13 protein-coding genes are annotated in these 12,489 nt (G+C 73.6%); 7 read left to right on the top strand and 6 right to left on the bottom strand.

All coding sequences use genetic code 11. The features are described 5' to 3' along the window. The first annotated feature begins 318 nt into the window (after positions 1 to 318). A complete protein-coding gene (locus ACIQUR_RS34485; RefSeq protein ID WP_403673208.1) occupies positions 319 to 924 on the top strand; it encodes a hypothetical protein in 606 nt (201 codons plus the stop codon). A gap of 154 nt (positions 925 to 1,078) precedes the next feature. Here ACIQUR_RS34485 and ACIQUR_RS34480 read toward each other — a convergent pair whose 3' ends face one another. Together ACIQUR_RS34480 and ACIQUR_RS34475 are read right to left on the bottom strand one after the other, a co-directional pair. Next, entirely contained in the window at positions 1,079 to 1,549 is a 471-nt protein-coding gene (locus ACIQUR_RS34480) for a hypothetical protein (protein ID WP_403673206.1), read from the bottom strand. Between the two features lie 132 nt (positions 1,550 to 1,681). Beyond that, positions 1,682 to 2,185, bottom strand: coding sequence for a metallophosphoesterase family protein (locus ACIQUR_RS34475; RefSeq protein WP_403673204.1), 504 nt, complete (start codon positions 2,183 to 2,185; stop codon positions 1,682 to 1,684). A 90-nt stretch (positions 2,186 to 2,275) separates the two neighbouring features. Between ACIQUR_RS34475 and ACIQUR_RS34470 the strand changes: the two genes are divergently transcribed. Continuing rightward, positions 2,276 to 3,106, top strand: coding sequence for an endonuclease/exonuclease/phosphatase family protein (locus tag ACIQUR_RS34470; RefSeq protein WP_403673203.1), 831 nt, complete (start codon positions 2,276 to 2,278; stop codon positions 3,104 to 3,106). A gap of 274 nt (positions 3,107 to 3,380) precedes the next feature. Continuing rightward, complete coding sequence (locus ACIQUR_RS34465) at positions 3,381 to 4,835, top strand: phosphatidylinositol-specific phospholipase C domain-containing protein (RefSeq protein WP_403673201.1); 1,455 nt, start codon at positions 3,381 to 3,383, stop codon at positions 4,833 to 4,835. Positions 4,836 to 4,960: 125 nt separating this feature from the next. On the opposite strand, the gene ACIQUR_RS34460 is transcribed toward ACIQUR_RS34465, so the two are convergent. Further along, a complete protein-coding gene (locus ACIQUR_RS34460; RefSeq protein WP_403673199.1) occupies positions 4,961 to 5,326 on the bottom strand; it encodes a hypothetical protein in 366 nt (121 codons plus the stop codon). Continuing rightward, positions 5,313 to 6,413, bottom strand: coding sequence for a saccharopine dehydrogenase NADP-binding domain-containing protein (locus ACIQUR_RS34455; protein ID WP_403673197.1), 1,101 nt, complete (start codon positions 6,411 to 6,413; stop codon positions 5,313 to 5,315). The genes ACIQUR_RS34460 and ACIQUR_RS34455 overlap by 14 nt, the downstream gene beginning before the upstream one ends. A gap of 129 nt (positions 6,414 to 6,542) precedes the next feature. On the opposite strand from ACIQUR_RS34455, the gene ACIQUR_RS34450 reads away from it, so the two are divergent. From ACIQUR_RS34450 to ACIQUR_RS34435, 4 genes are all read left to right on the top strand, one after another. Beyond that, positions 6,543 to 7,502, top strand: a complete 960-nt coding sequence (locus ACIQUR_RS34450; protein ID WP_403673196.1) for a helix-turn-helix domain-containing protein — start codon at positions 6,543 to 6,545, stop codon at positions 7,500 to 7,502. Between the two features lie 275 nt (positions 7,503 to 7,777). Further along, positions 7,778 to 8,152, top strand: a complete 375-nt coding sequence (locus tag ACIQUR_RS34445; RefSeq protein ID WP_403673194.1) for an STAS domain-containing protein — start codon at positions 7,778 to 7,780, stop codon at positions 8,150 to 8,152. A 152-nt stretch (positions 8,153 to 8,304) separates the two neighbouring features. Then, positions 8,305 to 9,291, top strand: coding sequence for a helix-turn-helix transcriptional regulator (locus ACIQUR_RS34440; RefSeq protein WP_403673192.1), 987 nt, complete (start codon positions 8,305 to 8,307; stop codon positions 9,289 to 9,291). A gap of 54 nt (positions 9,292 to 9,345) precedes the next feature. Next, positions 9,346 to 10,509, top strand: a complete 1,164-nt coding sequence (locus ACIQUR_RS34435) for a YihY/virulence factor BrkB family protein (RefSeq protein ID WP_403673191.1) — start codon at positions 9,346 to 9,348, stop codon at positions 10,507 to 10,509. 67 nt (positions 10,510 to 10,576) lie between these two features. Here the strand turns inward: ACIQUR_RS34435 and ACIQUR_RS34430 are convergent, their stop codons facing one another. Further along, the gene (locus tag ACIQUR_RS34430) at positions 10,577 to 10,996 is read right to left on the bottom strand and encodes a hypothetical protein (RefSeq protein ID WP_403673189.1); all 420 of its coding nucleotides are present in this window, start codon (positions 10,994 to 10,996) and stop codon (positions 10,577 to 10,579) included. Between the two features lie 215 nt (positions 10,997 to 11,211). After that, positions 11,212 to 12,444, bottom strand: coding sequence for an aromatic acid exporter family protein (locus tag ACIQUR_RS34425; RefSeq protein ID WP_403673187.1), 1,233 nt, complete (start codon positions 12,442 to 12,444; stop codon positions 11,212 to 11,214). Positions 12,445 to 12,489 lie beyond the last annotated feature (45 nt).

The raw sequence follows: 12,489 nt of genomic DNA, 5'->3' as shown, positions 1-12,489 counted from the left end.
CCACCCGCTACGACAAACGAGCCCGCCACTACCAAGCCATGGTCACCATCGCCTGCCTACGACTCTGGCTCCCATGACATTGCGGACACGCCCTAGGCCGGTGCCGGCCCGCGTCCCCCGGCAGGGTGCGACCGGCGCGGAGGGGCGCGCGCGGGCGGCGGCCGGGCCGACACGGGTATGCGGAGACGGGCGGCAGGGCAGGTGAGCACGTACGGTCGGGCGTACGGGCCATGACCGTCCGTCACGGCCCCCGTGCCGCGCTGCCGGGGAGGCCGGAGCGGTCCCGTCCGTCGATGCCGCCGGAACAGGAGCACGCCGATGCGCCTCTACGCCCAGACCCCAGCCCGTCGCTTCCGGCAGGTGCTCGCCGACCTGACGGCCGTGGTCCTGGTGACCCTCGCGGTGTGGTTCGCCCTGACCGTGCACGACGCGATCATGCTGCTGGCCGAACCGGGGCGGAAGGTGGAGGACGCGGGCGGGAGCCTGGCGTCCGGGCTCAACGACGCGGGGGACGCGGCGTCGAACGTGCCGCTGATCGGGGACGTGCTGAAGAAGCCGCTGCAGTCCGCGGCCGACGCCAGCGACGGGCTGTCGGACGCCGGGCAGTCGCTCCAGGACCTGGTGGGGCGGGTGGCGAACCTGACCACGTTCGCCCTGATCTTCTTCTCCGTGGTCTTCGTGCTGGTGCTGTGGCTCCCGCCGCGGGTGTACTGGATCCGCCGCAGCGCCCGGATCCAGGCCCTGCGGGACGCGCCCGGCGGCGCCGATCTGCTGGCCCTTCGGGCGCTGACCGGCCCGGTGAAGGACCTGGCCGCGGTCCCGGTGCCGGCCGGGGGCCTGGCGGATGCGTGGCGGCGCGGGGACGCCAGGACCATCGACGACCTGTCCCGGCTGACGCTCCGGCGGGCCGGCCTGCGGGCGTGAGGTGCGCCGCCCTCCCCGGGCAGGCCGGAGGGCAGACCTCCGGGAGGCTGGGGTGGGGGGTGTCGGGGAGGTCAGGTATCCGTCCGGAGGACGGGGCGAAGGCCACGGCTCCCGCACCGCCGGGCGGGCCGTGCGGTACGGGAGCCGTGCGCGGTCAGCAGGTGAGGGTGACCTCGTGGGCGACCGGGCTGGCGGAGCGCGGGTAGGACGCCACGCCGAAGGTGCCGCGTACGGTCGAGCCGCAGGGGTACTCGCCGCCGAGGCCGCGCACCTCGAGGGGCGCGGTCAGGAAGACGACCTGCCGGTACCGGGTGTCCGGCGGGGTGGTGCTGCCGACGACCTGCGCGGAGAGCGTCGTCAGCAGTTCCTTGGGGGCGGGCGCGGGGCTGCCGGGCGAGGGCGGGCCCGCGAGGCCGACCGTGCCGTAGAACTCGACGGTGGTGCCGGTGACTTCGGCGCACAGCCGGGTGGAAAGGCCCGCCTGGAGGCCGGAGGGGCCACAGGTCACGACCGTTTCGGTGGCCGCCGCCGGCGGCGTGACCGCCTGGGCGGGGGTGAGGGTGAGGGCGGTGAGGCCCGCGACACCGGTCGCGAGGGCGGTTAAGCGGGTCCTGGTCGTCGACATGGCGAACTCCTTGTCAGAGGGCCACCCCTGCGGTGGCATGACATGTGATATTTCACATGTCATTGTAATGGCACGTGATCGTCGGATGAACAGCTGCCCCCCTGCACGTGGCGGTCGGGGGCCCCGCGGCCGTCAGGAGCGGCCGGGCAGGCGGTGCAGCCGTACGTCCTCCAGCCCGGCGGCGGACACCCGCGCGGTCAGGTACGTGCAGTACGGCTCGCGCCGCCGGTCCGTCGGCGAACCCGGGTTGAGCAGCCGCAGCCGGCCGTCGGCCACCGAATCCCAGGGGATGTGGCTGTGGCCGAAGACGAGCACGTCGGTGTCGAGGAAGCGGTCCGCGCAGCGCCGTTCACGACCCCGGGCCGGACCGGTCTCGTGCACCACGGCGAACCGCAGGCCGCCCAGCTCCGCGTACGCGACCTCGGGCAGCCGGGCGCGCAGCTCCGGGCCGTCGTTGTTGCCGTACACCGCGACCAGCCGGCGCGACCGCTCCTGGAGCAGGTCGAGCGTGGCGGAGTCCACCCAGTCCCCCGCGTGGACGACGACGTCGGCGCGCGGCACCGCGTCGAGCAGCTCCGCCGGCAGTGACCGGGCCCGTGCCGGGACGTGCGTGTCCGAGATCAGCAGCAGCTCCATTCCCCCACGCTAGGCCCCCACCGCGTCCTATAGCCTCAGGTGACGGGAGGGACGTCGGATGCCGCGTGCGTCCGCTGTGAGGAGGCGACGGTGCTCGGTAGGGGCGGGCGGTGGCTCGCCGGCGCGCTGGCCGGCGCCATCGTGGTGCTCATCGGCCCCAGCGCGCCGAGCGGCGCCCGCTACGGGAGGCCGCTGCCCGCGGGAGCCGCCGGGCACGTCGTACCGAACCGGGTGCTGACCTGGAACCTCTGCAACCCCTGCGGGGAGGGCAACGCCGACCGGGCCGCGCAGATCGCCGCGTACGCGCCCCAGGTCGTGGCGCTCCAGGAGGCCTGTACCGCCGACGTCGCGAAGATCCGGGACTACCTGGAGGGCCTGTACGGGCTCGCCTACCACGTCGCGTACGGGCCGGTGCTGCGGAACCGGTCCCGCTGCGGCGGGCTGCCGTGGAGTGCGGGCGGTTACGGCCAGGCCGTGCTCTCGGCGGCGCCGCTGACGGACCCGGTCACGGTGGAGTACCCCGACGGCGGCTCCGAGGACCGCGGCTACCTGGCGGTCACGACCACCGTGGGCGGGCGGCCCGTCCGGGTGTTCAACACGCACCTCGCCCAGCGGCGGCAGGAGGACGTGCGGGCTGCCCAGACGCGGGTCCTCGCCGCCGCCGTCGCCCGCCAGGACCGTGCCGTCGTGCTCGGCGACTTCAACGCCGTACCGGACGCGCCCGAGTTGGCCGCCGTGCGGAGCGTGGCCACGGACGCGGAGCCGCGGTGCGGGTCCGCGGGTGACTGCGTGCCGACCACCGACTGGCAGCTCACGTTCGACTACGTCTTCCTGCGGGGGCCCGTCCCGCTCGGGCACCGGGTCGTCCCGACGCCCTACTCGGACCACCACCTGGTGTACGCCGACCTCGGCGCGGGGTGAGCGGGCGGTCCGTGGCCCGGCCCTGACGCCGACCCGTCCGGCAGAAGTACCCGCGACGGTATTCCTGCCGGTGGAACCGCCTGGTTCCGGTGTACGGGCGCCGTGTTGGCTGGGGCCATCTCGGGCCGGTCCCGGACGGCTGTGCCGGGCCGCCCGATCCCCTCAATCCCTGCCGGCCTCCGCGCCGTTGCGCGCCGGGGTCGCCCCACCAGTGTGAAAGAGAGACATGCGGACTACAGGCTCTCGCGCCGTGACGGCCGGGACCGGAGGCGGCGTGCCCCGTCCGGGGACCCTCCGCCGTACGCGCACCCTGCGGCAACTGGCCCTGACGGCCCTTTCGTTCCTCTTCCTCGCCGCCGCGCTGACCGCACCCGCGCCCGCGGCCGCGGCGGACAGCAAGTACGGGGCCGCGCGCTTCGACCAGTGGTCGTGGGTGACCACGCACAACGCGTACGCCAACACGGCTGTCGTGCCGGGCCCGCGCGCCCAGTCGCGCTCCATCTCGGACCAGCTCCGGAGCGGGGTGCGCGGGCTCATGCTCGACACCTACGACATCACGGTCAACACCGAGACGCAGGACAGCGACGTCCTGCTGTGCCACACCGAGTTCCTCTGCTACTCGTGGTTCGAGAAGGACCTCGAGACGATCGTCGACTTCCTGAAGGCGAACCCGACGGAGGTGGTCACGCTCTTCCTGGAGAACTACGCCAGCCGGGAGACGCTCACCAAGAAGATCGCGGACGTCCTGAACGCCAAGGGCGCCGGCAACATGCTGTTCTCGCCCGGCGCCTACAACATCACCGGCAGGAACTGGCCGCTCCTCAGCCGGATGGTCGCCGACAACCGGCGCCTGGTGGTCTTCCAGGACAGGTGGGCCGACGACGTGCCGGTCGGCTCGGGCGCCCTGATGTACACGTGGGCGCACACGGTGGAGACCCGGTACTCGTACGACGGCCGGCCGGCGGGCTGTGAGCGGCGGGGCCAGAGCCAGGCCGTGAACCAGAACCCGATGCCGAACAAGGGTGTCCTCACCCCGTTGTTCACGATGAACCAGTTCAACTCGAACGACGTGGTCCCGGGCAGCAAGTCCGACGCGGACAACGGGATCAACCTCAAGAACCGCATCGACCGGGACTGCCGGCCGGCCGCGGGACGCAACCCGAACTTCGTCGCGGTGAACTACTTCGAGAGCAGCGACACGCCCGGCGTCACCCCGCTGTCGGTGGTCGCCGAACTCAACCGCAACGCGTTCGTGCAGGAGCCGCACCCCGCCGTCTGGACGGTCAACTCCGCCAAGCAGTACGTCGGCACGACCGCGACGAACCGGTGCATGGTGCGCGGTGACACCTTCAGCGACGGCCAGGGCGGACTGGTCACGCAGCGCGCCTGCGCGAACCCGGCGCCCAGCAGCCAGCAGTGGACCGCCATGCCGCCCCAGTACGACGGGAAGGGCTACTACTGGATCCGGGCGGGCAACGGGAACTGCCTCACGGTCCCGTACAACAACGGCACGCCGCCCGGCGACGGCACCCAGATGTTCTGGTGGCCGTGCGAGACGCGGTGGTCCTCCGGCAGCCAGCTGTGGAACGTGATCCCGGTGAACCTGCTCGGCGGGGCGCGGGGCTACTACTTCATCAACCAGTGGACCGGGCGGTGCCTGACCCTGGACCCCGGTTCCACGGGTGCCACGGCCGGCAGGGTGACGCAGGCGGCCTGCCCCGCCCGCTGACGTCCCGGACCCCCTGAACCTCCCGAGCACGCGGAACGCACGGCGCCCTGCGCCGTGCGTTCCGCCGTCGTTACCGGTGCCGCGGGCGGTTCCGCAGTCCCTCCCGTCGGCGGGCCCTCCGCCGGTCAGGCGCCTTCGTCGAACATCCCGGCCTCCACCTGGAGGGCGAGGGTGCGCAGCACCTCCGCCGAGGACACGTCGTCCTGACCGCCGTCGTGCGTCATCGCGAGGCTGGTGAACGCCAGGGTGAAGCCGGAGATCATGGTCTGCAGGACCGGGCCGAGGGCGCCGGCGACGCTGCGCGCCACCTCCTGCGGGGTCGCGTCGGCCGGCACGCTGATGGCGGGCAGCATCTCGTTCAGCATCTGGGTGACCACGCTCGGTTCGAGCTCGGCCCTCTCGTCGTCCTCGCCCGCCTCCACGGCGCGGCGGATCTCCTGGGCCTCCGTCAGGATCCCGATCACTCGCTTGAGGATCTCAGCTCGCTGCATCCCCGGAGCCTAGCCGTGTGCCGGCGGCGCGAGTAGTCCGCGCCGCCGGCCGGGGGGCGCCGGAGCGGACGGTGACGTGGGGCGCGAGGGCGGCGAGGAAGTCCGCCGCGTCGAAGACGCGGCCGGCCGAGGCGACGCCGGTGGTGCGGGTGCGTCCGGTCAGGACGCGGTCGACGGCCTCGACGACGAGGGGCGCGGTGACGGCGTAGATGTCGCGGCCCTCGGCGACGAGCCGGCGCTCGGCACCGCCCGAGCGGACGACCGCGTCGACCAGGAACGTCTGGTCGGAGCGGCCGGACCCGTCGGTGGCGGTGGGCGGGGGCGTGTCGGAGGAGGCGATGTCCCGGACGGCGCCGACGGCCATGTGGGTGTGGACGTCGCGGATCGCCAGGTGGTCGGTGACGGTGACGACGTCGGCCATGGTGAACTCGGTGACGACCTCGCGGGGGCCCAGGGGCGCCGGGAAGGGCCACTCGGCGGTCGGCGGGGCGTCGGTGCGGCGCTCCCAGCCGCCGCCGCTGTAGCGCAGGCGGTGCGCGCCACGCCGTTCGCGCGAGACCGCGCCGGACAGCCGGGTTCCGGCCGTGGGGTGCCAGCTGCTCAGGCCGTACGCGATGTGCGCCTCGTCGGCCTCGGTCCAGTCCCCCATCGCGGCCGTGACCAGCAGGTCGCCCAGCCCGCCGAAGAAGGCCATGGCCGGCACGACGACCGCCTTCTCCTCCCGGGCCCGGCCGGCGTAGTGGGCGAAGGTGTCGAGGTTGGCCTCCAGTTCGGCGGCCACGTCGAGGTACGGGATCCCCGCGCGCAGGGCCGCCTCGATCACCGGTCCGGTCGTGGCGGCGAAGGGGCCGGCGCAGTTGACCACCGCGGCCGTGCCGGCCAGCGCCCGGTCGAGCGCCGTCGCGTCGTCGACCGCGGCGGGGCGGGCCTCGTACCCGGTCGCGTCCGCCTGCCCGGCGAGCTGCGCGGCGTCCCGGCCGACGAGCACCGGCCGGTACCCGCGGGCGGCCAGCTCGGCCACCACGAACCGTCCGGTGTGTCCGTAGGCGCCGTAGACCGCGACCGTGTGCTGTGCCGTGCCGCTCATGGATGCCGCTCCCCTGTTCCGCGTGTGCCGGGCGGGTGCGCCGCGCCGGCTGGTGACGGGATTCATCCTGACCGGGGGCGGACCGCCGCCGACAGTGTCCGGAACGACATGACACGTACACTTCCCGACATGCAAAGCGTCGCGTTGGCCGTCACCGACGGAATGCTCCATTTCGAACTGTCCCTGGCCTGTGAGGTCTTCGGCTCCGACCTGAGCCATCTGGTGGACCCCTGGTACCGGTTCTCGGTGTGCGGGCCGGGGCCGGTGGCCGTCGACCGGTTCCGGCTGGAGCCGGACGAGGGGCTCGACGCACTGGCGCGGGCGGACACGGTGATCGTGCCGGGCTGGAGGGACGTCGACCGCGAACCGCCGGCCGCACTGGTGGAGGCGGTGCGCGCCGCCCACCAGGCCGGGGCGCGGGTGGCGTCGCTGTGCACGGGCGCGTTCGTACTGGCCGCCGCCGGGCTGCTCGACGGCCGGCGGGCCACCACCCACTGGGCCCACACCGACGAGCTGGCGCGCCGTCACCCGGACGTCACCGTCGACCCCGACGTGCTGTACGTCGACAACGGCAGCGTCCTGACCTCCGCGGGCAAGGGCGCGGCGATGGACCTGTGCCTCCATCTGGTCCGGCTCGACCACGGGACGACCGTCGCCAACACGGTCGCCCGCCGGCTGGTCGTGCCGCCCCACCGCGAGGGCGGCCAGGCCCAGTTCGTCCGTACGCCCGTCCCGGCCCCCGGCAACCATCCGCTGGCGGAGCTGCTGCCCTGGATCCTGGCCCGCCTGGACGAACCCCTGACCGTGGAGGACCTCGCGCGCCAGGCCGGCATGAGCTCCCGCCACCTGACCCGGCACTTCAGGACCGTCACCGGCACCACTCCCCTCCAGTGGCTGCACACCCAGCGCATCCGGCACGCCCAGGAGCTGCTGGAGGGCACGGACGCCACCGTCGACGCCATCGCCACGACGACGGGGATGGGCACTGCCACGACGCTGCGGCGGCACTTCCACCGCACGGTCGGCGTTCCGCCCGACGCGTACCGCCGCACCTTCCGCAGCCTGGACCGCGGCGGGGCGGGCGGGTGACCTGCGGGGCGTGCCGGAGGGTGGGTGACCTGCGGGTTCGTGTTCGGGGGCGAGCCGGGCGTGTACGGCGGACGGGAGTGGGCAGGTGCCTGGGTAACCAGCCTGGTCTGGTGGGAGACCCCGCGCCACCACACGGTCACCGCACGTGGCCGAGGGACGGTACGGGTGGTCTCATTCGGCTTTGCCCGGCTCGACGCCGCGGCGCTTGACGGCCTCCTCCGCCCCCTTGTGGGAGCCGACCGTGATGGGCTCTCCGAGAACGGCGGACACCGACCGTGCCTACCGCCCTGAAAGTCGACGTGTCCACGCGTCCGGGCCGTCTGGTCCTGACGGTGGCCGGCGAACTCGACTTCGACACCTGCCCGCTCGTCAGCGGTGCCGTCGCGGTGCTGCCGCTGTGGGGACGCGTCCTGACCGTGGACCTCTCGGCCGTCACGTTCATGGACTCCAGCGGCCTCCACCTGCTGATCGCCCTGTGCCGCCGCGCGGATCGCGAGGGGGGATCGCTGGAACTCACCGGGGTCCCGGCGCAGGCCCTCCGGGTCCTGGAACTGACCGGGGCCGAGGACCTCTTCACCGTCCTACCGGCCACCGTCATACCGGCGCCGTCGGCGCGGCCGGGGCTGCCGCGGGCCCGTCGGCAGCGGTAGGCGGGGCTCCTCCCGTGGCCGTGCCCGGTACGCCCGGAGGGTGCGGCCCGGGCCTGCCGGTATGCGGCACACTCGGTAGGGCACGTCCTCCGGTCGGCGGAGGGCGGGCACGTTCCCTCAAGGGGTGAGGGCGGAGAGAAGGGCGGCGGGTGATGGCGACGTCGGGTTCCGGGCGTGGTTCGGATGCGGGACCGCGGTCCCTCCTGTTCGACAGCGCGAGCCTGGAGGAGACCGAGGATTTCCTGTCGACGGCGTACACGCCGATGAAGATCGGCGGGCCGGTGGAGGACGCGCGGGTGCGCATCAGCCGCCGGGCGGCGGGCCCCGTCGCGATGGACCGGCTGGACTTCGGCTACACGATGGCCTACGACGCCCGCAGCCTCGACCGGGTGTGCCTGATCAGCATGCACGAGGGCACCCTCGCCGACCTCACCGACGGCCGCGAGGAGGTCTACGGGCCGGAGGAGACGTTCCTCCTCACGCCGCCGGACCGGCCCTACCGGGGTGAGGTACGGGCCGCCCGCTACACCATCGCCCTGTTCGACACCGCCCTGCTCGACGCGGTCTCCCCCACCGCACCCGATGACGCTCCGGTGCGGCTGACCGGCTCGCGGCCCGTCACGCCGGCCGCCGGCCGGCAGCTGGCGGCCGCCGTGGCCTACGTCCGCGACCACGTCCTCGACGACCCGGCCGCCGGCGCCAACGAACTCCTGGTGGGCACCGCGGCCCGGCACCTGGCCGCCTCGGCCCTGGCCGCCCTCCCCCGCAGCGGCCGCGACACGGTACGGCCGGCCGACACGACGGACGCCACGCCCGCCACCGTGCGGCGTGCGGTCGCGTTCATCGAGGCCAACGCCGACGACGACGTCACGCTCGCGCAGATCGCCACCGCCGCGTACGTCACCCCGCGGGCCCTGCAGTACGCATTCCGCCGCCACCTCGGCACCACTCCCCTGGGCTACCTGCGACGGGTACGGCTGGCCGCGGCCCACCGCGACCTGCTGGCCGCCGACCCCGCGTCCACGACGGTGACGGCGGTGGCGATGCGGTGGGGCTTCGCCCACCCGGGCCACTTCGCCGCGCACTACCGCGACGCGTACGAGGTGGCGCCCAGCGCCACGCTGAACTCCCTCTCCTGAGGCCGGTTGCGCGGCGGGCCGCATGGGCGGGCCCGGAATGGACATGCGCCGACCATGAGGCTGACGAGGACGACACCGAAGGACGGAGAGCGCGGCCGCGGGACCCCGGCCCCGGACGGTCGTGACGGCGGCGGGGCACGCGAGGGGGCGGACGGCCGGCCGGGGGACGGGGCGGGACGCGGACCGGGCGACCGGGCGGGGCACGACGACGGGTCCGCGGACGTGCCGGAGCGGCCGGCCGACGCGCCGGCGGACCGGCTGGACGACGAGCGGGCGCCGGACGGGCCCACGGAGCTGCCCCGGCGGTCCTGGCGGGCCGCGGTGCGCGGGACGCTGAAGGAGTTCCAGGACGACGAGCTGGCGGACCGGGCCGCGGCGCTGACGTACTACGGGGTGCTGGCGCTGTTCCCGGCCCTGCTGGTGCTCGTGTCGATGCTGGGCGTGGCGGGCGAGTCGGCCACCCGGCAGGTGCTGGACAGCCTCCGGAAGCTCACGCCGGGCCAGGCCCGAGACGTGATCACGAAGGCCGTGGAGCAGCTCCAGGGCAACAGCGGGGTCGGGTCCCTGCTGGCCGTCGCGGGGCTCGTCCTCGCGGTCTGGTCGGCGTCCGGGTACGTCGCCGCATTCATCCGGGCGTCGAACGCGGTCTACGACATGCCCGAGGGGCGGCCGGTGTGGAAGGTGCTGCCGCTGCGGCTGGCGCTGACCGTGCTGCTGATGGTGCTGGCCGTGGTCAGCGCGCTGATCGTGGTGTTCACGGGTGGCGTGGCGCGGCAGGCGGGCGACGCGCTGGGCGTGGGCGACACGGCGATGACGGTGTGGTCGGTCGCGAAGTGGCCGGTCCTCGTCGTGCTGGTCACGGTCATGATCGCGATCCTGTACTGGGCGGCGCCGAATGCGAAGGGCCGTGGCTTCAAGTGGGTCACCCCGGGCAGCTTCCTGGCCCTGCTGATCTGGATGATCGCCTCGGCCGGGTTCGCGTTCTACGTGGCGAACTTCGGCTCGTACAACAAGACGTACGGCACCCTGGCCGGCGTGATCATCTTCCTGGTCTGGCTGTGGATCACCAACCTCGCCGTGCTGCTGGGCCTGGAGTTCGACGCCGAGATGGCCCGCCAGCGGGCCATCGCCGCCGGACTGCCGGAGGACGAGGAGCCGTACGTCGAACCGCGGGACTCGCGGAACTGGACCGAGGAGGACCGGCGCCGCCTGGGGTGAGGGCGGCGGGACGCGGCGGGTGCCGGAGGGCTCTGCTCCCTCCGGCACCCGCCGTGTCGGCTCGTTCCTACTTGTTGAGCTTCTTCTTCACGACTTCCTTGACCTGCTTGTTGATGTCCTTCTTCACCACGGTGCCGCCGGTACCGGTGCCGTCACCGCCCACCGCGGTCGCGTCGCCCTCGTTGTAGGCGTCGGCGCTGGCATTTCCGCCCGTGGCGTTTCCGGTGGTCACCGTGCACTTGCCCTTGCATTCGCCGACTCCGGAATTCGCGTTGCCGCCGGTGGCTGTACCGCCGGCCGTGGTGTTCTCGGCATTCGCGTCGCCGCCGGTACCGATGCCGTCGGCGCTGTCGGCAGGAGCCAGGGTCACCACGGCCTGCGGAGCGGGGGAGGCCAGCGCGGTGGCGGGAAGGGCGATACCGCCGCCCACCAGCGCCAGGGAGGAACCGGCCAGGACAACACGTCGGGTCAGGGAAAGCGTGAACATCGGAATTCTCCATCCGGGGTGATTCGATTCGGACGATCCCTCCGGGAATTCCGGACGAATGGTCCGGCCTCGTGGGTCCGGGGAGGAATTCCCCGGTGGGGCCGTGCTTCAAATAAACCCCGGACGCGGAGTCCGGTCACGCCACTGCAATACGTGGCTTGACAGCCGGGAGAGGGCCCGGTTACGTGAGCGGCCACCGCCCGGTCACCGCCCGGTCACCCCTGGCGCCCGGCCGGGAGCGGGAGGCGGTCGCGGAGGCGGCGGAGGCGGGGGCGGCGGGTCCGGCGGGCGCGGGTGTGGCGGTCGAGTTCCTCCATCAGGCGCTGGGTGCGCTTCTCCACGCCCAGCTCGTCCAGTACGCGGTCGATCTCCGCCAGCAGGGCGCCGTACAGCTGCCACTGGGCGGGGTGCTCGCGGACCACGGCCCACAGCAGGACGGCGAACCGGTCGCGGCTGGCGCGGGCGACGGCGAGTTCGTAGGACAGCCGCTCCTCCGCCTCCTCGGCGTTGGAGCTGACCTGGGCGGAGATCAGCTCGGCGAAGCTGACGACGGCCACGGCGGTGTGTTCCAGGACGCCGCGCAGTGCCTGGTGGGTGCCCGGGGGCAGCTCCGGGCCGTGCTGGTCGGCGGGGCGGGCCTGGGCCATGTCGGTCAGGGTCCGGCAGGCCACGCGCAGCACGACCGCGCAGATTTCGAGGGTGTCCAGGCCGGTGCGCAGCACCAGGCGGAACAGCAGGCCTTCGCGGACGCGGGGGTTCAGGCGGAGGCTGTCCTCGGCCTGCCGGAGGGCCGCGTCGACGTGGGCGATGTCGTTGTCGAGGCGGCGTGCCTCGTGCAGGCGCGCGGCGGCCCGGCCGACGTCGCCGGTGCCGGCGGCGATCGGCGCCTCGCCCATGTGGACGAGCAGGCGGCTCATCCGCGCGGCCAGGCCGGTGATCGCCTCCCCCGCGGGGCCGACCCAGACCGGGGGCGCGACGACCAGGTTGACCAGCAGACCGACGGCGGCCCCGATCAGGGTCTCCAGGATCCGGTCCCAGGCCGTGTCGGCGACCCTCGTGACCCCGAGGACCAGCATGGCGCTGATCGCGACCTCGGGTACGAACTCGTCGACCCGCACCAGGTGGCCGACCAGCAGGGAGGCGAGGATCAGCAGGCCGAGGCTCCACCAGCTCAGGCCGACCAGCGCGCTGAAGCCGATGGCGATCAGGACGCCGGCGACGACCGAGTTCATCCGCCGGATGCCGGTGGTGAGGGTCGAGTAGAGGGTGACCTGGACGACGAGGAGGGCGGTCAGCGGGGCGGTGAGCGGCGCGGGCTCGCTGCTGAGGCGGAGGGCGACGACGTAGGCGACCACGGCGGCAAGGGTGGAGCGGAGTGCCTGGACGACGACGGGCTCGCGGCGGCGGTCGCGGACGGTACGGGCAAGGCCGGCGATCTTTTCCTGCATGATCGGGCGTCTGCCCGTCCGACGGCACCCCTACCCGGAATGCCG

It is taken from the genome of Streptomyces sp. NPDC101132 (genome assembly GCF_044759225.1).
Taxonomy (GTDB): Bacteria; Actinomycetota; Actinomycetes; order Streptomycetales; family Streptomycetaceae; genus Streptomyces.
Note: the sequence above shows the minus strand (reverse complement) of the source record. Positions and strands in the feature narration are given on the sequence as shown.